This window comes from Paenalicyclobacillus ferrooxydans (assembly GCF_001399675.1).
In the GTDB taxonomy this organism is placed as follows: domain Bacteria; phylum Bacillota; class Bacilli; order Alicyclobacillales; family Alicyclobacillaceae; genus Alicyclobacillus_B; species Alicyclobacillus_B ferrooxydans.
Window position 1 is genome coordinate 1 of record NZ_LJCO01000026.1, and the last position, 20,644, is coordinate 20,644.

General features: G+C 53.1%; 16 protein-coding genes. 11 read left to right on the forward strand and 5 right to left on the reverse strand.

Features of this window, described 5'->3' with window-relative positions; translation table 11 throughout:
- Positions 1 to 1,504 precede the first annotated feature (1,504 nt).
- The 3 genes from AN477_RS05380 to AN477_RS05390 all read right to left on the reverse strand — a co-directional run bounded on the left by AN477_RS05380 (position 1,505) and on the right by AN477_RS05390 (position 3,993).
- Positions 1,505 to 1,768, reverse strand: a complete 264-nt coding sequence (locus tag AN477_RS05380; protein WP_054968154.1) for a hypothetical protein — start codon at positions 1,766 to 1,768, stop codon at positions 1,505 to 1,507.
- Positions 1,769 to 2,055: 287 nt separating this feature from the next.
- Positions 2,056 to 3,519 carry a DHA2 family efflux MFS transporter permease subunit gene (locus tag AN477_RS05385; RefSeq protein WP_054968215.1) on the reverse strand — a complete coding sequence of 488 codons (1,464 nt, stop codon included), beginning with the start codon at positions 3,517 to 3,519 and terminating at the stop codon, positions 2,056 to 2,058.
- 141 nt (positions 3,520 to 3,660) lie between these two features.
- Positions 3,661 to 3,993: a hypothetical protein gene (locus tag AN477_RS05390; RefSeq protein WP_157061828.1), complete on the reverse strand. Its 333-nt coding sequence runs from the start codon at positions 3,991 to 3,993 to the stop codon at positions 3,661 to 3,663.
- Between the two features lie 542 nt (positions 3,994 to 4,535).
- Between AN477_RS05390 and AN477_RS05395 the strand changes: the two genes are divergently transcribed.
- The 7 genes from AN477_RS05395 to AN477_RS05425 all read left to right on the forward strand — a co-directional run bounded on the left by AN477_RS05395 (position 4,536) and on the right by AN477_RS05425 (position 12,947).
- Positions 4,536 to 5,726 carry an acyl-CoA dehydrogenase family protein gene (locus tag AN477_RS05395; RefSeq protein WP_054968156.1) on the forward strand — a complete coding sequence of 397 codons (1,191 nt, stop codon included), beginning with the start codon at positions 4,536 to 4,538 and terminating at the stop codon, positions 5,724 to 5,726.
- A gap of 18 nt (positions 5,727 to 5,744) precedes the next feature.
- Positions 5,745 to 6,965, forward strand: a complete 1,221-nt coding sequence (locus AN477_RS05400; protein WP_054968157.1) for an acyl-CoA dehydrogenase family protein — start codon at positions 5,745 to 5,747, stop codon at positions 6,963 to 6,965.
- 3 nt (positions 6,966 to 6,968) lie between these two features.
- Positions 6,969 to 8,705: a class I adenylate-forming enzyme family protein gene (locus AN477_RS05405; RefSeq protein ID WP_211265960.1), complete on the forward strand. Its 1,737-nt coding sequence runs from the start codon at positions 6,969 to 6,971 to the stop codon at positions 8,703 to 8,705.
- Between the two features lie 122 nt (positions 8,706 to 8,827).
- Positions 8,828 to 9,949 carry a CaiB/BaiF CoA transferase family protein gene (locus AN477_RS05410; RefSeq protein ID WP_054968158.1) on the forward strand — a complete coding sequence of 374 codons (1,122 nt, stop codon included), beginning with the start codon at positions 8,828 to 8,830 and terminating at the stop codon, positions 9,947 to 9,949.
- A gap of 115 nt (positions 9,950 to 10,064) precedes the next feature.
- Positions 10,065 to 11,237: a thiolase family protein gene (locus AN477_RS05415; RefSeq protein ID WP_054968159.1), complete on the forward strand. Its 1,173-nt coding sequence runs from the start codon at positions 10,065 to 10,067 to the stop codon at positions 11,235 to 11,237.
- 119 nt (positions 11,238 to 11,356) lie between these two features.
- Positions 11,357 to 12,118, forward strand: a complete 762-nt coding sequence (locus AN477_RS05420) for a 3-hydroxyacyl-CoA dehydrogenase (RefSeq protein ID WP_054968160.1) — start codon at positions 11,357 to 11,359, stop codon at positions 12,116 to 12,118.
- 49 nt (positions 12,119 to 12,167) lie between these two features.
- A complete protein-coding gene (locus AN477_RS05425; RefSeq protein WP_054968161.1) occupies positions 12,168 to 12,947 on the forward strand; it encodes an enoyl-CoA hydratase/isomerase family protein in 780 nt (259 codons plus the stop codon).
- Here AN477_RS05425 and AN477_RS05430 read toward each other — a convergent pair.
- Together AN477_RS05430 and AN477_RS05435 are read right to left on the reverse strand one after the other, a co-directional pair.
- A complete protein-coding gene (locus AN477_RS05430; protein WP_054968162.1) occupies positions 12,898 to 14,232 on the reverse strand; it encodes a DUF2515 family protein in 1,335 nt (444 codons plus the stop codon). The genes AN477_RS05425 and AN477_RS05430 overlap by 50 nt on opposite strands.
- 113 nt (positions 14,233 to 14,345) lie before the next feature.
- Positions 14,346 to 15,512: a hypothetical protein gene (locus AN477_RS05435; protein WP_054968163.1), complete on the reverse strand. Its 1,167-nt coding sequence runs from the start codon at positions 15,510 to 15,512 to the stop codon at positions 14,346 to 14,348.
- A 238-nt stretch (positions 15,513 to 15,750) separates the two neighbouring features.
- Between AN477_RS05435 and AN477_RS05440 the strand changes: the two genes are divergently transcribed.
- From AN477_RS05440 to AN477_RS05455, 4 genes are all read left to right on the forward strand, one after another.
- The gene (locus tag AN477_RS05440) at positions 15,751 to 17,391 is read left to right on the forward strand and encodes a M20/M25/M40 family metallo-hydrolase (protein WP_054968164.1); all 1,641 of its coding nucleotides are present in this window, start codon (positions 15,751 to 15,753) and stop codon (positions 17,389 to 17,391) included.
- A gap of 380 nt (positions 17,392 to 17,771) precedes the next feature.
- Positions 17,772 to 18,440 carry a bacillithiol biosynthesis deacetylase BshB2 gene (bshB2, locus tag AN477_RS05445; protein WP_054968165.1) on the forward strand — a complete coding sequence of 223 codons (669 nt, stop codon included), beginning with the start codon at positions 17,772 to 17,774 and terminating at the stop codon, positions 18,438 to 18,440.
- Positions 18,441 to 18,827: 387 nt separating this feature from the next.
- Complete coding sequence (locus AN477_RS05450; RefSeq protein WP_054968166.1) at positions 18,828 to 19,217, forward strand: GntR family transcriptional regulator; 390 nt, start codon at positions 18,828 to 18,830, stop codon at positions 19,215 to 19,217.
- Positions 19,218 to 19,324: 107 nt separating this feature from the next.
- Complete coding sequence (locus AN477_RS05455; protein WP_054968167.1) at positions 19,325 to 20,230, forward strand: slipin family protein; 906 nt, start codon at positions 19,325 to 19,327, stop codon at positions 20,228 to 20,230.
- Positions 20,231 to 20,644 lie beyond the last annotated feature (414 nt).

A 20,644-nucleotide genomic window follows, 5' to 3' on the forward strand; every position in this document is an offset into this window, starting at 1 on the left:
ACGACCGTTAAGACCTCCAGCGCCGATAATACTTGGAGCGCGAGTTCCTGGGAAGGTAGGACGTTGCCAGGCAAGTGAGTAACACAGAGGGCTCAGCAGAGATGCTGGGCTCTTTTTGTGTTGTGTCTTGATTGATTCGCGCGCGAAGGCGCGCACCTTCTACGCACTGTCTTTTGCATTTTACTTTGGATTTGAAAGCTGTGATGTCATCGAAAATGTGAGGCAAAGGACAACAGAGAATGAGAGGCAGGGAAGTAACGCAAAGCAAAAAGAGGATGTGGAAGGCAGGCCAGCGGCCTGCCCAATGCACTCACGGATTAAGTGACGTTGCAGGGGTTCCCCAGGCTAGGCAGATAAGGGAAAGAATGTTCGTTGATGGCTGATTCCTGGGGGATACGGACGAAACAACGAACACAACTTCCCTTGTAGGGGTTCGCCGGCCTCAAAAGTAGGTGAATCGAGGCAACAGGGGAAGTCCTGTACGCTAAAATGTCAGCCACCATGCAACAACGGGGCAAGAGAGGAAGATTTGTTCGTTCCCGCGTGGGCGATGCGGCACTTTTGTTCGTTATGGACCATACAGAGGAAGATTCGTTTGTACCGACGGGCCGGGCTGCGCCGGGCCGGCGACCTCGCTCGGTGCGCACTGTCCTGACTGATTCGCGCGCGAAGGCGCGCACCTTCTATTCTTTGGTTCGATGCTTTGAAAAGAGGATGTGGAAGGCAGCCCTGCGGCCTGCCCGCTGCACGCATGAGCTAATTGGCGTTGCAGGGGTTCCCCAGGCTAGGCAGATAAGGGAAAGAATGTTCGTTGATGGCTGATTCCTGGGGGATACGGACGAAACAACGAACACAACTTCCCTTGTAGGGGGTCGCAGCCCTCAAAAGTAGGTGAACCGAGGCAACAGGGGAAGTCCTGTACGCTAAATGTCAGCCACCATGTGCAAAGGGAGCCAGAGAGGAAGATTTGTTCGTTCCCGCGTGGGCGATGCGGCACTTTTGTTCGTTATGGACCATACAGAGGAAGATTCGTTTGTACCGCCGTGCCGTGCCGGGCTGCGCCGGGCCGGCGACCTCGCTCGGTGCGCACTGTCCTGACTGATTCGCGCGCGAAGGCGCGCACCTTCTATTCTTTTGTTCGATACTTTGAAAAGAGGATGTGGAAGGCAGGCCAGCAGCCTGCCCGTTGTAACCGGAAGATAATTGGCATTGCAGGGGGTTACTTAGACTGCGAGAGATAAGGGCAAGAATGTTCGTTGATGCCTGATTATCGGCGAAACGGGACGAAGAGACGAACAAAAATTCCCTTTTGGGGTTCGCCGGCCTGAAAAGTAGGCGAACGGAGGCAATAAGGGAAGTCCTGTGCGCTAAATGTCAGCCACCATGTGCAAAGGGAGCCAGAGAGGAAGATTCGTTCGTTCTCATCTGCGCGATGCAGCGCTTTTGTGCGCTGGCCCGAGAGCAACGACAAATTTGAGCGTCATCTTATAGTCTGCGTGCGATGTTAGCGAGACCGCATCCTTGAACGCAGTGTTTGTTCCTTATCAGGGATAATGATTTCAAAGCCGACTAAGATACGCAAGATCGCGAAGACCACGACAAGTATTTCGTATCGCTTGTTAAAATCGTCATCGGTAATCCAATGGACCATGGCGTAGATAGCGAGGAAGGCGACTACGTTTACAGCGACCAACTGTTCATCTACCCTTGCAGACGGCGCAACTTTAGCCTGGGATGTGCTCCTCTGCTTGGGTCGCGTTCTCCGCATGTCATCACCTCGTTACGCGTTCAAGCTGGCTGAAGGATCACGCTATCACTGTACTCGGTGTGTGCGTATTTCGATCCGGCGCATGTGAGCCCTTAGTACACAAAAAGCCCCGCATATCTGCGGGGCACTTGCCGACTGATGGACCTAAGCCGAGTGGGGTTCGCCAAACCGGACCGTGATCAACCCTAAGCCGGCAGCAGTTCACTAAACCCGGCTAAGATCACCCCGAGCCGACTGAGGTTCGCCAAAGCCCACTGAGGACAACCCAAGCAGGTGTGAAGGATTCCTTACTCGTCGACAGCGAGAGGCAAAAATTCAGTCTCCTCTGCGTCACGTTTGCGATTTGTAATGGTATCTTCCTGCGGGGTGGTCTTTCGCACGAAGAAGGACAGGAGGAACGCCACCACAGTAAGCGCAGTTGCAAGCCAGAAGGCGTCATTGATGCCCATCACAGCGCCCTGGTTGACAGCATGAGCGACCGCTGCCTTGTTTGTCGGCAGGATGTGTTGCTGCAACATAATCGCCTTGGCGTGTGAAGCACCTCGGTTCGTCATGATGGAAACGAAGAAGGCCATGCCCACTGCGCCTGCGACCATACGCAGTGTATTCACCATTGCTGTGCCGTACTTGTTGAGTGACAGGGCGAGTTCATTCAACCCTGCGGTAAAGATAGGCATCATCAGAATCGACATTCCGAACATCCGCAAAGTGTACACGACAATCATGTATAAGAAAGTGGTATTCAATTGGAGCCGTGCGAGTGCGTACGTGGTCACAATGGTTATCGCGAGCCCCGTTACCGCCAACCAGCGGGCTCCAAACCGGTCGAATAGGCGACCTGTAATGGGGGACATGATCCCCATAACAATTCCGCCTGGCAACAGCAATAGACCCGACATGATGGGAGAAAAGTTGCGCACATTTTGCATGTACAGCGGCATGAGAATCATCCCGGAATACATGGCCATGGTCACGAGCACATTAACAACCGTAGTGAGGGTAAACATCGGATACCGAAATATGCGAAACTCTAAAATTGGGTGTCCAACCATCAACTGTCGCCAGATAAAACCGATGAGGCTCAAGCTGCCCAAGATAAAGAAAGTGAGAACATCAGGGCTCGTCCAGCTTTCAATGCCGATCATGGAAAAGCCGTAAAGGATGCCCCCAAACCCAATCGTTGACAAAATGACACCGAGCACATCCAACTTGGGATGACTGGTCTCTGACACATTTTTCACGAGAAACACTGCAACAATAACGTCTAACAACGCGATGGGTAAAATGATGAAGAACAGCACCCGCCACGAGTAGCTTTGCACGATCCACCCCGACAGAGTGGGTCCGACTGCGGGAGCAAAGTTCATCGCAACGCCCAAAATACCCATTGCAAACCCCCGGCGTTCAGCTGGGAACAGTGTGAAGATGACGTTCATAATAACAGGGAACAATACACCTGCACCAGCCGCCTGAACCACGCGCCCGACCAATAAAACGGAGAACCCTGGCGCAATCGCACAAATCAGTGTGCCGAGCGTGAACAATCCCATCGATGTGATGTAGAGTTGCCTCGTTGTGAACCTGTCCATAAGAAAGGCGGTCACGGGGATGACAATTCCATTGACGAGCATGAAAATTGTGGTCAGCCAGTCTCCCGTTGTGGCGGAGACGTGCAATTTATCCATAATCTGTGGCAAGGCCACATTAATCAACGTTTGATTTAGAAATGCTACAAGTGCCCCTGCCAGCATGACGCCGAACACGGGACCCGTTTTGATCTCTCGTTTCGGCTCCAAGGATATCGTATTCGATATCACATCTGGTGCATGATTTGATCGACTGCTCAATTCTCTCTTCACTCCTCTTATTTTTACGCTGTCTGAATTGGTTCGTTATGGAAGACGGACATATCCTGATGGACGTGTCGGCCCCACAGCAAACACACTGAGCGCCACAGCAAGCACAATGAGCGCCACAGCAAACACAAATGGATGCATCGTACGCCACAGCGAAGCAACGTGCATGCATGATTTACGTCGGTGATCAATCTCTTCGGCGATCCATCTTTGATGAGAGTTTAGTGTCATGAGACGTTCAGAAATGTACTTCGAGGACTGAGCAAGATTCTGCTGTGACCGCGAGAAACCGCAGTCTTTGAGGTGTCGCATGATCCCGGCGAGGAACCGCTTTGAAGTAACTACAACAACTGTACCATGGTTTGCCATGCTTTTGTTGCTGTTCCAATGTTCCATTTTGCAATGAACTATCTCTCTTCAAGAGTGTATCCGAAATAGCGTCCAAACGCAAAGAAATTAACTTCCATTTTGTAAGAAGATAAATATAAAACTTTTTTGTATAACTGTCGGACGAAATAATACAAATATTTAAACAGAATTGTTATCATAAGGGTAACGAACGAAGGGAGTCATTTCGCGGTTTCAGAGACTACCATGTCGGATTCCCCTGGTAAATTCAGCCGCACCGACTTACCATGTCGGATTCCCCTGGTAAATTCAGCCGCACCGACTTACCATGTCGGATTCCCCTGGTAAATTCAGCCGCAGGCGACTTACCATGTCGGATTCTCCTGGGTGGATTCAGCCGCAGCGATTTTTACCATGTGGGACTCTCCTGGATAGACTCACCTGTATCGATCCTACCATGTCGACTTCTCCTGTAGAGACTCAACCGTATCGAATCTCCTGTATTGGATGTCCTGTATCGATTCTTCTGTATTGACTCTCCTAGACTGAAAGGAGGAGTATAGATGGATTTTTCGCTTACATCGGCTGAAAGAGAGTTTCAGCATGCGTTGCGGGACTGGCTTGAGCAAAACCTTCCGGCTGGTTGGAAGGGAAGTCGGTCACTGCCAAAGACCGATCCGGAACGAACGCAGTTCCTGCGCGATTGGCAGCGTCGTTTGTACGATGGCGGTTGGGCTGGTGTTGCATGGCCAAAGGAGTACGGCGGACGCGGAGCAACCTTGTTGGAAGAGGTCATCTACCAAGAAGAAATGGTCCGAGTAAAAGCGCCGCCGGTGATCAATATCATTGGAATTGGAATGATCGGTCCAACCCTGATTCAGATTGGCACGGAGGCGCAAAAACGGCGGTACGTCCACAAGATCCTGAGTGGCGAAGAAATCTGGTGTCAAGGATACTCCGAACCCGGGGCGGGCTCTGATTTGGCTGCCATTCAGACACATGCAGTCAAACAAGGTGACAAGTGGATTATCAATGGTCAGAAGGTATGGACCAGTTACGCACACATTGCGGACAGGTGTTTCCTGCTAGCGAGGACAGACCGCTCAGGTGCGAAACATGATGGGATGACTGCTTTTTTGATTGACATGCATCAACCTGGTGTAGAGACAAGACCTATCCATCAGATGAGCGATCACTATGACTTCAATGAAATTTTCTTTACAGACGCTGTTGCGTATGAGGAGGACATAGTTGGCGAGGTCGGTGAAGGGTGGAAGGTCGCCGTGACCCTCCTCATGCATGAGCGTGTTGGTGTTGCCAGACAGGTGTTTTCCTTGCAGAGGGACTTCAACGATCTTGTGGGCTTCTCGAAAACGCTTACACGTCAAGGCGTCCGATTGGTTGAGAACCCTGTGGTCAAAAAGAGGTTGGTCGACTATTACGCGCGTTCTCGTGGCGCTTTGCTCACTTACTACCGGCACCTGACGCAAACAATGAAGACCGGTCACCCCGGGGTTGAAGGCTCTATGGATAAACTCCTCTGCAGTGAACTTGGCAAAGACATGCTTGGTTATGCGGTATCACTCCAGGGTGCACACAGTCCACTATGGCATGAAGACGCATACGTGAACTCAAGTTGGCAAGATGGCTACTTGGAGTCGCTTGGACTCACTATTGCCGGCGGCACCACCGAGATACAAAAGAACGTTGTAGCCGAGCGGGTACTGGGGCTGCCGAAAGATATCAAACACTAGAGGGGAGGGAAGATGAAGATGGATTTCTCACTCAGCAAAGAGCAGGAGATGCTTCGCCAATCTGTGCAAAAGTGCTTGCAGAACCAAGGGGGTATCGAGATCGCTCGGAGTTATATGGACGGCGAACCGCAACGCCTGAAAAAGACGTATGGTGAGCTCGTACAGCTCGGTGTGACGAGCGTGAATATCCCGGAGGCTTACGGTGGAGTCGGACTGTCGAATATTGACTTGGTTCCTGTGTTTGAGGAAACAGGCCGCGTTTTACTGCCGGGAACACTTCGGGAGACGGTTGCGTTTGCGACGCCACTGATTGCTCGTTACGGGAGCGCTGAGCAAAAGGAAGAACTGCTCTCCGGCATCGCCAACGGTCAGATGACGTTTGCACTCGCTGTCGTGGAGACAAATGGCAGTTATCAACTTGGAGATATCGAGGGAACAGCAAGGAGACAGGGGGATGTGATTCATCTTGATGCGGTGAAAACCGTCGTCCACGGTGGTATGGACGCGACAGCCTTCCTCGTACCCGTTCGCTCAGATGACGCCAGTTCAGATGGCGATAGTTTAAATGGCGATAGTTCAAATGGCGATAGTTCAAATGACGATAGTTCAAAGGGCGGTAGTTCAAATGGCGACCATGAGGGCATCACCTGGTTATGGGTGGAGCGCGATCACGATGGTGTGACCGTTGAGCCGTTGCAAAGTTTTGACGCCACTCTTGGCCTCGCGAAGGTGACGTTTTCGAGTGTTCAGCTTGACGAGCAGCATGTCATTGGTAAGTGGGGAAACGGTCTGGAGATGTGCGAGGACTGTGTGCAGGATCTCCACGCTGCGGTGTCTGCAGAGATGATTGGGGCCATGGAGCATGTGCTTGATTCTGTGACAGAGTACGCGAAGACGCGGGTACAGTTCGGTCAGCCAATCGGGCGCTTTCAGGCGGTGAAGCATCGGATTGTGGATCGCAGACTGGAACTTGAAACCGCCAAGTCGCTCGTCTATTACGCCAACTGGGCTGTGGCGAGCGGATCTTCAGACAAAACAGCAGCGGTGTACAGTGCTCGCTCATATGCGACCGAAGCGTTTATTCGTGCCGCGAGTGACAACATTCAGTTGCACGGCGGAATTGGATTCACGTGGGAGATGGATTGTCACTTGTACCTGAAACGGGCACGCGCTTTAGAAAACTATCTTGGCAGTGTGCAAGACTTCGAGGAACAGACAGCTTCTGCCCTGGGGTGGTAGACAATGACGGACACCATCAAAACGATGTCATGGCCACACGGGATGCCGCGGCACCTGAACTATCCACGGGTACCCGTACAGGCCATTTTAAAAGGGAGTGCAGAGCGGTTCGGCACAAAAACGGCATACATTTACCATGAGGCCGAATACTCTTTTCAAGACATCTACGAGTCAGCGCTCCGCTTTGCAGATTCCTTGTCTGCACGCGGCATTGGGTTTGGCGATGTTGTCGCGATTCATATGCTGAACTGTCCCCAATATGTGATTGCCTACTACGGAATTCTTATGACTGGTGCCACATTTACCCCAGTGAATCCGCTCATCCCCGTAAAGGATTTGGAGTATCAATTAAACGACAGCAGCGCTAAGGCAATCCTGACGCAGGATTTGTTTGCGGCGTCCATTCAAGAGGTGTTGCCGAGGACCCGATTGGAACTGGTCATGATGACCAGTGAGTCGGAGTGCCGGCCTGATGGAGACCTTGTTGACGCACAAGGTTATCACCCGGATTGGGTCAGTTTTAAGAGTCTCATTGACGCAGGTCATCCTGTGGAGCGCCGTGATATTTCCAGACTCGATCCGGTGCGGACCGTGGCACATCTTGCCTACACGGGCGGCACCACAGGCCGTTCCAAAGGGGTCATCATTACGCACCAAAACGTCATCTCAAATGTATTGCAATTCGCTTGCTGGCAGACAGGATGCCTGCCCCGTGTTGTCAACGGTGGACTGCAGCTTGAGCCGTTGCCGGAATCTCAAACGGGTGGCCGGCGTGAGTATCCGGTGGGAATTGGAGAGGCTGCTGCTATCAACCTGACACCCTGGTTTCACGCGATGGGGACCATCGGCTACCTGAACAATCCTGTTCTGGCTGGGACCACGAGCATCCTGCACGTCCGTTTCGATCCCGGTCGTTATCTCGAAGACGCAGAACACTACCGGGTTACCTCGATTGGCGGCGCACCGCCGGTGTTTGTGGCCCTCATGAGGCACCCAGATTTCCATCGTCGGAATCTGGATTCTGTGCGCGGACTCGGATCGGGCGCGGCTCCCCTCCCCGTCGAGGTGATACGCCAACTTGAGGCACGGTTTCCGAACGCGATCATCACGGAAGCGTACGGGTTGACTGAGGTGACGATGGGCGCAGTGTCCAATCCGGGCTTTCGATCCGGAACGAGGAAACCGGGCACCGTCGGAGTCCCTGTCTTTGATACGGAGGTCAAAATTGTTGCAGCGGACGGCAGTTCAGATGTGCCATTGCCGTCAGGGGAGGAAGGCGAAGTTTGTATCCGCGGGCCGCAGGTGATGATGGGTTACCTGAACCAGCCGGAAGTGACGAACAGTGTACTGCGGGATGGATGGCTCTACACGGGGGATATCGGGGTTCTTGATGAGGATGGATACCTTTCCATCGTGGATCGGAAGAAGGACTTGCTCATTTACAAAGGATACAACGTCTATCCAAGGGAGCTTGAAGAGATTCTCTTTCGCCACCCAGCCGTGGCGAATGTCGCAGTCGTTGGGCGTCCCGTGCTGGAAGTGGGCGAGATCCCGAAAGCCTTTGTCGTGAAGAAAGCAGACGCTGAAGTGACTGAGGAAGAACTGATGGATTTTGTGAACACACAGGTTGCGCCGTACAAGAAGGTGCGCATGGTCGAGTTTCTCGACGAAATCCCGGTTAGCGCCGCAGGGAAGGTTCTGAAACGGGTGCTTCGAGAGCGACAGCAAAATGACCGGTAATGCAGGCAGTACAGCTCACCACTCGGCATGTTATTGAATGGATACGGTTGACTGTAATGAGCACGCGCCCTGCGCGGCAGGGAACAGACAGTGAGAGATTTTACATCAAAGGGGGAAGGTGAGTGCTCTCACATATCCGTGTGATTGATTTTACGCGTTTATTGCCAGGGCCCTACGCCACGCTGCGCTTGGCGGACCTCGGTGCCAAGGTGATGAAAATTGAGGAACCAAGTGGAGACCCAGCCCGGTACGCCGGGAGCGACACGGCACAGCCCAGCGCAGGCCCGGTCTTTCTCGCGAATAACCGCAACAAGCGCAGCATTGTACTGGACTTGAAGACACAAGAGGGACGGGATAAGGCACGAGCTCTCGCGAGTACGGCAGATGTGGTTATTGAATCCTTCCGACCGGGAGTGGCTGACAGCCTTGGGATTGGATATGAAACATTGCGACAGGTCAGAGCGGACATCGTTTACTGCTCGTTGACGGGCTACGGACAGTCGGGACCGCTGTCACAACTTGGCGGTCATGACCTGAATTATATGGCCCGCAGCGGTCTCCTGAGCCAACTGACGGACAGCGAGGGCCAACCGGTGATACCGTCAATGCAGTTTGCTGATTTCATCGGCGGAATTGCAGCTTCGGAGGCCATCCTCGCTGCTTTGGTCACTCGTGACCGGACTGGGCGCGGCGCTTACCTAGACATTTCGATGACCCATGCCCTCATGGGGCTGTTGACCAATCATGCACTGCTGCATGGCAAGGGGCAGGAAGATGGGCTTCGTGTCCTCACTGGTCAGGTCGTCTGTTATCGCTTGTACCGCACCAAAGACGGCAGAAGCATCAGTGTCGCGGCACTCGAGCCAAAGTTCTGGAAAGCATTTTGCACTTACTTTCATCGCGAGGACTGGATCCCGCTGCAGATGTCACCCGCAAAGGATGGGAATGCTGTGTTTGAGGAACTGCAGTCCCTGTTTGCAAGCCGGGAATTTGTGGAGTGGGTTGACATCTGTGATGCCCTCGATGGATGCATTGCCCCCGTATTCCACGTTGCGGAAGCCTTGTCCAGCGACCTTGCGAACCGCCACAAGGCGGTGTTCACGCTGGACTCTGCTGACTGGGGGCCGCTCGTACAAGTGCATACGCACGCTGGAGGGTTTGCCGGTGAAGGACCGCCCCAAAATCCGCCGCCGAAGCTTGGAGATTGGCAACGGACGAACCGTGCAGAACCTTCTCGCCCCTAGGGCGAGGGGGCGACATGTATACATCCGTCTTGAGTATCCGTCATTTCGGGCGGACTCAAGCGACATACAGTACTCAAAATGGAGACACGCAGCACCAAATAAGGAGGAGACACACATGTATGAAGCCGTGATTGTAGACGTTGCAAGAACCCCAATTGGCCGCCGCAAGGGGACATTGGCTGGTACGCACCCTGTCGATTTGCTTGCAGGTCTCTTGGAAAAAGTGATAGCCAGGAACGGGATCCCTCCGGAAGTGGTGGACGATGTCATCGTCGGCTGTGTCATGCAAGCGGGTGAACAGGCGCTCAACATTGGCAGGAATGCCTGGTTGTCCGCGGGGTTGCCCGAGTCAGTGCCGGCAACCACGGTTGATCGCCAATGCGGATCGAGCCTTCAAGCCCTGCACTTCGCAGCCCAGGGTGTGATGTCGGGCGCTTACGACGTGGCGATTGCGGCTGGGGTTGAGTCGATGACGAGGGTGCCGATGGGCGCGACCGTGCGCGGGCTGGGATCGCCAAGCACGGCAGCCCTGCGGGATCGGTATAACCTTGGTGAACGTTGGTTCAGCCAAGCCGTCGGCGCTGAAATGATTGCCAAACAGTGGGGGTTCTCCCGCGAGCAACTCGATGCGTTCAGTCTTCGAAGTCATCAATTGGCCTATCAGGCTTCACTCGAGGGTGCCTATGAAAGCCAGATTGTCCCTGTGAACGTCACAGATACTGAGGGTAATCCACAGGTGTTCAAGGCAGACGAGGGGATCCGCCCAACGACGTCGTTGGAAAAGTTGTCTGCCCTGCAGCCTGCGTTTGAAGGCCTGGATCTGATTACGGCAGGCAACTCGAGCCAGATCTCTGACGGAGCCAGCGCTGTGCTCGTCATGAGCCGCGAAGCAGCCGAGAAGTATGGACTTCGTCCGCGAGCGCGTTTTGTCTCCTTCTCCGTTGTGGGGGACGATCCGGTCAAGATGCTCACGGGCCCGATTCCGGCGACCAAGAAGGCCTTGGCCCGTGCGGGGCTGACGGTCGATGATATCGATTTGTTTGAAGTCAACGAAGCGTTTGCTCCGGTTGTACTCGCTTGGCAGCACGAGATAGGCGCCCCGTGGGACAAGGTCAACGTCAACGGCGGAGCCATCGCGCTCGGTCATCCGCTCGGGGCTACCGGTACCCGGATTGTGTCCACACTTCTCGGGGAACTGGAACGCCGGCAGGGACGCTACGGGTTGGTCGCCATCTGCGAAGGCGGCGGTACTGCAAACGCCACAATTATCGAACGGCTATCGGAGTAAGTCTGAAACGGTCCCCGGGGTCTAAATGTGCTCCGGGGTGTCGAAGTGTGCTCTGGGGCCGGGTTTATGTTCATCGCAGTGAGCGAAGAAGAATTGGACAAAGAAGGGATGGAGACGACATGCAGATCACAGACAAGGTATTTCTGATTACAGGCGGCGGTTCCGGGCTTGGTGCAGCAACAGCCCGGCTGCTCGCGAAAAACGGAGCAAAGATTGTTGTCGTGGATGTCAACGAAGAGGCCGGCAGCAGTGTTGCAGAAGAGGTCTCGGGTGTCTTCGTCCGCGCAGATGTGAGCAGTGAAGCGGATGTGCAGACCGCTGTTCAGACTGCCGTCGAGCGGTTCGGCGGACTCCATGGGGTGGTCAATTGTGCGGGTATCGGATCGGCCGCAAGGGTGATTGGCAAACACGGCCCGTTCCCGCTTGAGATGTTTCAGCGCGTCATCCAAGTCAACCTGATTGGGACATTCAACGTCATCAGGCTCGGGGCTGCAGCCATCGCAGAGATGGAGCCAAATGAAGACGGTGAGCGGGGTGTCATCGTGAACACCGCATCGGTGGCGGCATTTGAAGGTCAGATTGGCCAAGCGGCATACTCCGCCTCGAAGGGCGGCATTGTGGGGATGACATTGCCCATTGCGCGCGATCTCGCTTCCTACGGCATCCGCGTCTGCACGATTGCACCGGGGATTTTTGATACACCGTTGCTTGGTAAACTGCCGGATGCTGCGCGGACCGCACTTGGACAGCAGGTTCCGTTCCCGCAAAGACTCGGAAAGCCGGACGAGTACGCGTTACTGGCGAAGCAGATCATTCTGAACCCCATGTTGAATGGAGAAACGATTCGTCTCGATGGTGCGATTCGAATGTCGCCGCGGTAAACGCGTACAAGTGCTTAAACACAGGCCAGCATCCGAAGGAGTGAGCCGCATGGAGTATCGAACACTGCAGATTGAGGAACGGGAACAAGGGATTGTCATCGTCACACTATCAAATCCTCCTGTGAACGCCATGGGAGAGGTCCTGCGAGACGACCTGCACCAATTTACAGAAGAAACGCGTCAGAACAAGAGCAGGAGGGTGGTTGTTTTCAAATCGGATCACCCGAAGATATTCCTTGCTGGCGCAGACCTGCAAGGTATGTCTCAGGGTCAAACGGCGAGTCCAAAAGAAGGCAGCCAAAGACTGCAACGGGTGCTCGATGAGATTGAAGCGTTGCCGCAGCCTACCATTGCCGCCATCAGCGGGCATGCGCTTGGCGGCGGGTGTGAGTTCGCGATGGCATGCGACTTTCGCATCATGTCCGGCGGAACCATCGGGTTGACGGAGGTCTCACTGGGGCTCATTCCTGGTGCGGGCGGAACACAAAGGATGACACGATTGCTTGGAGTTGCGAGAGCTACGGAACTGATTTTCCTTGCCAAGCGGCTCGGGCCACAGGAAGCACAGCGTATGGGTCTCGTCCACAAGGTAGTACATCCGGAACACCTCATGGACGAGGCGATGGCTTTCGCCACCACCCTGTCCGAGGGCGCTGTTGGCGCAATGGGTTTGGCGAAGAGATGCATTCGGGCTGCGTTTGGCTCGATGGAAGCCGGACTCGAGCAGGAAAGCGATGCGTTCGCGGCCGCTCTCAGTTCCAGGGAAGCCAAGGAGGGCATCAGCGCCTTTTTCGCGAAACGCAAACCGAATTTTGGCGCTCAGGTGTAGTCCGCATGCCGAGTAAGGCAGCCGCCCGTTTCTTCAGCGCAAGACTGCGCTCAATGATTTGCATACTGTTGACGTAGCCGGGGGTGATATCAAGCGGCTGCCTCTTGGTCCGAAGAAACAGGTAGATAACATGTCGTAAGTCGGTAAACCAGTCTCCAGATTCCGCCGCCGCGTGCTGTACATCCCTCCACACGTCGTGAAGCGAAGGACTGTAGATCCTGCGCAGCTTACCGTCGCGAAACGTCGTGGTGGTAGAACCCGTTCCCGAAGCTTTAGCTTCCGCCAATGCATTCGCAAGAGCGCGGCCCGTTTTTATCCTCTTCGCAATCCGGGTGCTGTCTTCGGCCGTAAACCTCGGTTCGTAAGGTTGGCTGAAGGCAGACCCATCTAACGTCGAAGTGAAGATATGCGGCCAGTAGTCCTCGCGTGATCCGCTGTGAGGAACCTCGGTCATAAACCGTACCACAGCATCGTGAACCTGGCCGTCCTGGTAGAGGATTTGATAAAGTCGTAAACCCGTCTCGATACGGTCTTCAACCGACTGGAAGTGCCGCATTGTGGTTCCAGCGAGAAAGGTCTTGCCATTGCGACGATACGGCATGAGCACCTGGTTCATGTTCAGCAAGGATTCCAATCGAAATTGGATAGATGATTCGACGGAATGTAAGTACGCGGGTTTTTGAACAACCCGCGATTCAATGTGGTTCTGTTCGTTGATAATCAGGGCTCGTGTGAGCAGTTGCTTGTCACCTTGTTCCCAAAACAAATCCCACATCGCCTTCATAAACGAAGAAACGTGAAAATACGGGAGCAGATGGCTCAGGTTTTGATGGCGTTGCTTACCTTCTTGGTACAGCAGCAACTGAGGGTATGCGTCCTGAAAAATGAGCCAATTGGCACGTTCGAGGAAGTGAAAGAAGGGACTGCTTTGTGCCTCGAAGTCGAGTCGAATACACCATTCACCCTTGATGTCCGTCATCGACCAACCGCCGTTTCGGGACACACAGTGCGCGAGCAGAGCCCAGTGGATCTCTGGATGCTGCTGAAAAAATTCAATGTAGGCATCTGTACGTGTGATGTTGTTTCGGTTCGCTTTCGCCGTCTTGTCGCTGATAGTGTCAATTAAGACGTGAACAGCATCTCTATCTCCTGACTCTTGAGGCAAGGTGGGATGTTCGTCATGCAACGCATCTCGGAGTCGCTTGACCACCGCCGATACATCCGAACGCTGCTCGCCAACGCGCATCGTCCACTCAAGCCTCGCCAGGTTCCATAAATTCCACACGGGCATCCTCCACAATCCTGGTGCGCCGACACAAGCTCAAAGGCGTACGTTACCGCACCAACGATTCCTTATCGAGGATAGAGTTCCCTGTTTCGTGGAGGATTTGCGTTTGACTACTCACCCATGGGGACGTCGATAATGTTGTCGCTCATGGGGCGCCGTTTCTTGGCGATTTGCATGGCTGCCAGCAGTGTATCCATGTCGCGCTTCATTTCATCGAATTGTTTTTCGTAATTCGTTCGCTGCTTCTCCAACTGATGAATCGTTTCGTCACGGCGTACAAGCTCATCCGTCAAACGCTTGTGGTCGTCCCGCAGTTCTCGTATTTCACCGGTTTCATCGACAATCTCAACATCTCGTAAGTAGTTGATGAGATCCTGCTTACTGATTTTCGTTTTGAGTCCTGATCCGCTCGGGTCTTGCAAGCTTGACGCCACACCGACGCCATCCTCGTAGTTCTGTCGAAGCCCCATACCCTGATGCGTGTTGCTGACACCAGGCTGCTCTGCCTGGTTTTTCGCGACCTCTGCACGGTCCATATCCCTTGTGGATTTTACAGTGTACGTGGGGTCCAAATCGACTTGTCCCGGCATCGTTTTTTGATCGCGGGACAGCCTTGCCTTAACGACCGATTGGAATCGCGATCGCGCTTCGTCCAAACCCCGAGACAACAACTGACTGTTTACACGGATGAACCTGGACAAGCCGCCCCCGTCCACCTCGCCGTCTTGTTCGATCTCAATAATCCCATCGAGATTGCCTGTTTTCTCCCGCATATGTTCGAGGATGAGTGTTAGGCAAGTCTGATGGAAGGGACGTCGAAAGTCGAGTTTTGCACAGTCTTCGCAGACCAGAGAATCCAGTCCATCAAAGAAGTGATCCGAGAGGTGAGCGTTCTTCACCATGTGGTAGTAAGGCTCGCTGTCCTGTTCACCTGTAATTTCTATCCTGCCTTGATCAACGAGTCGATCCGCTGCCAATCTGGCAGCAAACGGATGAATGCGCACGCCGCCATTTGGGTGTGCGATGACGTCCATAATTCTGGCTTCTCGAAGATGTCCCTTAGCAAGTGCTGTATGGAATCGATGTAACAAGACCTGTTCGGCTTCGTCATCGGAATCGGGCCAGTTTTCCAGGATAAAGGATTGGGGATCGCGTCTGCTGTCAATGAACTGCTTCGCCTGTGCCACGGAGACTTCATGACGATAGAATGCGTCGTAGAGAGGTACGCCCCAGGTCTCTGCGATTGCAATTGCCTCTTGACCTTTGACCGTTCTCATAATCAGCACCTCACAACATTTTTTAAATAGTTCGGATTGGCATAGGGAAGATTGAATCTGTATCTATGTGTATCATATACCATTCGAGGCTTGAGACTTGGTTTCTGTCCGCAGTTTTTTTGGGCATTTGTTGGCGCATTTGTTTGAAGGTTTGTATTGCTCTGTCTGAGCGCTGCGCGTACGATGAGGACGATGTGACGAAATGACCAGAATCAAGAGCTGAAAGTGAGGACTTTGGATGGGGCTGTGGGACACCAAGGAACAGCGTCTTCAACTGTTGACTGAGCTTGTTGCGATACCAAGTGTGACGAATTCACAAGCGGAATTCGACTTTCCATATGCTGTACTTGAACGGCTGAATCAGCTGAGTTATTTTCAGAGCTTTCCCGAGCATCTGCAACTGCACCCGGTTGGAGATGGCCGCCATGTGCTTACTGCTTTGGTCAAGAGGTCTCCAGAGACCCGGAATACAGTTATCCTCGTCAGTCACTTTGACGTGGTCGACGTGCAGGATTATGGAAGCCTTAGGGACGACGCATTTCGATCCGATGCCTTAACCGCCCTCTTTTTGGCAGACCCGGACTTGCTTCCTGACGATGTCAAGTCTGAGATTACCACTGGAACCTGGGTGTTTGGCAGGGGGACGATGGACATGAAATGCGGCTTGGTCTTGCACATGTCCATCCTCGAGCAAGCCTGCAATACTGAGTTTGACGGGAATATCTTACTGTTAGCGGTGCCGGATGAAGAAGTAAACTCCATCGGGATGCGGACCGCCGTGCCGTGTCTGCGTGAACTGGCACGTGAGCAAAACCTCGATTACAAATTGCTGCTCAACTCAGAGCCGATGTTTGGCAGGTATCCTGGGGATAAGGAGAACTATATTTACACCGGATCGATTGGCAAAGTACTGCCCGGATTCCTCTGCTATGGGAAAGAGACCCACGTTGGGGAGCCGTGGTCTGGTTTAAACGGGAACTACATGGCATCGATGGTCACAAGTGAACTCGAGCTGAACTGGGATCTGTGCGAACAGGTGGATACAGAACTCACACCGCCGCCAACGAACTTAATTCAAAAGGGTCTTAAAGACGACTACTCCGCGCAGATTCCTTATCGTGCGGTGACCTTGTTTAACATGTTTCTGTACAAGCGGTCCATGCAGGAAGTCGTCGATCTGCTGCTTCAATCAACCCGCAGGGTTGCCGCGAAGATCGAAGCAGAATGCCGCGTAAAGGCCGCCAATTTCGCACATTTTTACGGGATCGACAAGGAGGACGTTACCGTACAGGTATTTACGTACGAGGAACTATATCAGTATGCGGTTACCACGTATGGTCCAGATGAAGTCGCTCGAACCTTACAGAATGCCTTGTATCATTACGACGTCCGCGATGAGCGCGATATGACCATCCAACTTGTGAATCACCTGGCAACGCTGTGTCGTGAGCTCGCTCCGATGATTGTGCTGTTTTTCGCGCCGCCGTTTTACCCAGCTGTTGACACAGCCGAAAGCAAGTTGGTGTCAAAGCTTGTGACTGATGTAACAGCCCATGCAAAACAGGATTACGGTTTGAAACTCAACCATCAGCACTACTTCGGCGGCATCTCTGATTTGAGTTTTGTGGGACTAGCCCACCCGGTGGAGACATTGGCCCCGTTTACGAACAATACTCCCTTGTGGCCCGATCGCTATGTCCTTCCTCTTGAAGACATGAGACAGTTTGATGTTCCAGTGCTTAATTTGGGGCCGATTGGGCGCGATGCGCACAAGTGGACGGAACGACTTGAAGTCGACTTTAGCCTTGATACCTTGCACAAGCTGTTGACCCGCTGCATCCATAACGCGTTTGACGAGTTGCATACACAATGCGTTTGACGCGTTGCATACATAGCGCGTTTGACGCGCTGCAGCCCGCTGATTTGGGGTGTCAGGGTGACAGTGTGCTTGCTGGTGCTGTGCATGTACCAAGGTTTTGTTTTTTGTGAAGCTGTGAATGTACTTGGCGGCAATGTGAATTTGCTTTACGGAGCTGTGAGTTTGCCTTGTGGCTCTGGGCGTTTGCTTTTTGTGAAGCTGTGAATTTCTTGGTGGTTGTGAATTTGCTTTACGGAGCTGTGACGTTTAATGTTAGAGTGTTAAACCTAGCGTTTTAACTATGTGCGAGTCGTTGCAGAGAGATTTAAGGAATTTTGCGCCGCACATACATGAGATGACACAAACATTCATAGCTCAAAAGAGATACGGGAGGGTTTGCCTTGGAACGTCATGTATTAGTTCTATTTCCTCATCCAGATGATGAAACTCTGGCCGTAGGCGGTACGGTTGCGCATCACGCACAGGCAGGTTCTCCTGTGACATACGGATGCTTTACGCTTGGCCAAATGGGCCGGAATATGGGAAAGCCTTTTTTCGCCACGCGTGAATCGTTGCCGGTGATTCGCCAGAAGGAACTGAAAGATGCAGCAGAAGCGCTTGGCATCCAGGATCTTCGGATGCTTGGATTTCGCGACAAAACGCTTGAATTTGAGGATCCCGAGATCATCATCTCCATCATCACGGGACTCATTGACGAGCTGAATCCTTCGCTCATTATCACCTATTACCCGAACTACTGCGTTCATCCGGATCACGAGGCGATTGCCCGCTGCACCATAGAGGCCCTGCGCCGAATCCCAGCGGACAAGCGTCCGAAACTGCAATGCGTGGCGTTCGCGCGCGGACATCAGGAAGCACTCGGAGAAAAGGACGTCATCATGGACAACAGCGCGGTGTGGGAGAAGAAGTATCTTGCTATCAAGGCCCACAAGACGCAAACAGCCCCGCGTGTTGCCGAGATTGAAGCTGGACTCTCCGGAGATCCTGAGGAGCGGGAACGGATTATCGAGAGTCTGAGCAAGGAAGAGTTGTACACATTTCAAGTCTGATTCTTTCTGAGTTCTGAGTTCTGAGTGTCCTTGGCTTGACATAGGGCCGCGGGTCCGTGGAACCACGATGTCTGTGGAAGTACAGTGTCTGTGGGAGCACGGTATCTCTGGAAGTACAGTGTGTGTGTAAGCCATGTCTTGCTTGCTATGTTTCCCTGTGGGGAATCCGTCTCAACAAAGTGCCTGTCACGAAGTCTGTGGCAGGCACTTCTCATCTTGCCGGCAGTTCCTCGGCAGTTCGTCGGTAGTTCCCCGGCAGTTCCCCGGCAGTTCGCCAGTAGCTCGGCCTTGGACATTGCAGCGTGATATCTTAATATGTGTAAAACTTTACAGCTCCATTGTCATAGTGTACTATTACAATATAACTTGATGTAGGGAGTGAGGTGGGTGAGTGATTGGAGCCTTGACGGGAGCAGCGGGGTACCACTCTATGTACAGCTAAGGCAGCAGATTATCTCGCGAATTATCACTGGTGAGTGGCCTCCAGGCTTCCAATTGCCAACCGTTAGACAGCTCGCCGTGGATGTGCGAATCAATGTGAATACGGTGAGTAAGGTTTACAGTCAGGTCGAACAAGAGGGATTCATTGTCACGCAAAAAGGGAAGGGAACCTTCGTACGCAGTGAATTGTCATGGCGTCAAAGCGCTCAAGGGCGTGGTGAAGAACTGCAACAGTTTGCCAAATTGGTTAAGGAAATGGCGGACGCACAAGGCATCTCCCTCGGTGAACTGATGGAAGTACTGACAGACATGCGAAATAAAGAGCGTCCATCGTAAGGGGCTTTCTGCGAGAATGCCTCCTGGCAAGAGCCTTTCTGCGAAATGGCCTACTCGAAAGAGGCTTTCCACAACAAACAGACGGTTGGAAAGGTGTGGCGTGATTTATGAAACGGCCAAGAGCTGGGATTCAAAAGCTGATTTTTTGGGTTTTTGTAATTGTAGGCGTGGGACTTGGAGCGTTATTTTGGCTTGGTCTTCATCAGATTGCGATCGGGGTCACTGGCGGTATCATCTTAATTGTCCTTGGTTGGTTGATGGCTTCGGCTGTCCACGTTGCCGATCAGTGGGAAAAAGCGGTTGTTCTCCGGCTTGGGAAATTTAAAGCCTTGGCAGGACCCGGAGTATTTACGATCATCCCTTTTGTCGATACAGTGCCAACCTGGATCGATCAGCGGATCATCACAACGAAGTTCGTGGCTGAACAGACACTGACGAAAGATACGGTTCCCGTCAATGTAGATGCAGTGTTGTTCTGGATGGTATGGGATGCTGAAAAAGCAGCACTTGAAGTGGTGGATTACGAGAGCTCAGTGTCCTGGGCTGCACAGACAGCACTTCGAGACCTGATTGGGCGGACAATGCTGGAAGACCTCCTGAGTTCAAGAGAAGACATTGACAATCAATTGAAGCAGATGATGGATGAGCGTACGGAACCTTGGGGGATAACGATTCAGAATGTTCAAATTCGGGATATCAGTATTCCTCGGAGTTTGGAGGATGCCATGTCCAGGGCGGCCCAGGCTGAAAGAGAACGAAACGCACGTGCTATCCTTGGTCAGGCCGAGCAGCAGATCGCCGATTCCTTTGTGACAGCGGCAGAATTGTATGCGAAGCACCCTGCGGCATTGCAACTGCGTGCCCTCAACATTTTATACGAAGGATTGAAAGAGAAAGCGTCCATGATTGTGGTACCTAGTTCGCTCGCTGATGCCGCAAATCTGGGCAGTTTACTTGGCACCGTCGCAGCAGAGAAGTTGATTCACATCCCTTCGGAAAACACAGCTGACTAAAGCGGGGTGGCTGGGTGCAAACAGGGACGATGGTTTCGTTATCTTTCGGCCTTGCGATCGCGATTGCTGCAACTGTCACTGGTTGCAACACGGTCCCCCGTGCGGGGACCGGCCCAAGTGCAGTTAATGCAACCAAAAACCAGGCTACGGGGAACGGATCGCAGGTGGCCGGAGCACAGGGGGCCGGAGCACAGGGGGCCGGAGCACAGGGGGCCGGAGCACAGGGGAACGCGGCGTCGAACGTGACAGGTGGTTCGGTTTCCTCAAACAAACCGGTTCACCGTGACGGAGCAATCATCTCACTCACGAGGATTCCAGTACCGCACACTACGGGTCTAAATACGTACAAGATGATGTACTGGAGTGATAACGTACAAGCCGAGGCGTTTCTAGCGGTCCCCCAGCAGAGCGGCA

Bases quoted from the DNA above. Each gene is read 5' to 3' on its own strand.
- AN477_RS05425 (WP_054968161.1), top strand. From the start codon at position 12,168: ATGGAGTATCGAACACTGCAGATTGAGGAACGGGAACAAGGGATTGTC.
- AN477_RS05455 (WP_054968167.1), top strand. From the start codon at position 19,325: ATGAAACGGCCAAGAGCTGGGATTCAAAAGCTGATTTTTTGGGTTTTT.
- AN477_RS05405 (WP_211265960.1), top strand. From the start codon at position 6,969: ATGACGGACACCATCAAAACGATGTCATGGCCACACGGGATGCCGCGG.
- AN477_RS05415 (WP_054968159.1), top strand. From the start codon at position 10,065: ATGTATGAAGCCGTGATTGTAGACGTTGCAAGAACCCCAATTGGCCGC.
- AN477_RS05440 (WP_054968164.1), top strand. From the start codon at position 15,751: ATGGGGCTGTGGGACACCAAGGAACAGCGTCTTCAACTGTTGACTGAG.
- AN477_RS05385 (WP_054968215.1), bottom strand. From the start codon at position 3,519: ATGCTGGCAGGGGCACTTGTAGCATTTCTAAATCAAACGTTGATTAAT.
- AN477_RS05395 (WP_054968156.1), top strand. From the start codon at position 4,536: ATGGATTTTTCGCTTACATCGGCTGAAAGAGAGTTTCAGCATGCGTTG.
- AN477_RS05435 (WP_054968163.1), bottom strand. From the start codon at position 15,512: ATGAGAACGGTCAAAGGTCAAGAGGCAATTGCAATCGCAGAGACCTGG.
- AN477_RS05390 (WP_157061828.1), bottom strand. From the start codon at position 3,993: ATGGCAAACCATGGTACAGTTGTTGTAGTTACTTCAAAGCGGTTCCTC.
- AN477_RS05400 (WP_054968157.1), top strand. From the start codon at position 5,745: ATGGATTTCTCACTCAGCAAAGAGCAGGAGATGCTTCGCCAATCTGTG.
- AN477_RS05380 (WP_054968154.1), bottom strand. From the start codon at position 1,768: ATGCGGAGAACGCGACCCAAGCAGAGGAGCACATCCCAGGCTAAAGTT.
- AN477_RS05420 (WP_054968160.1), top strand. From the start codon at position 11,357: ATGCAGATCACAGACAAGGTATTTCTGATTACAGGCGGCGGTTCCGGG.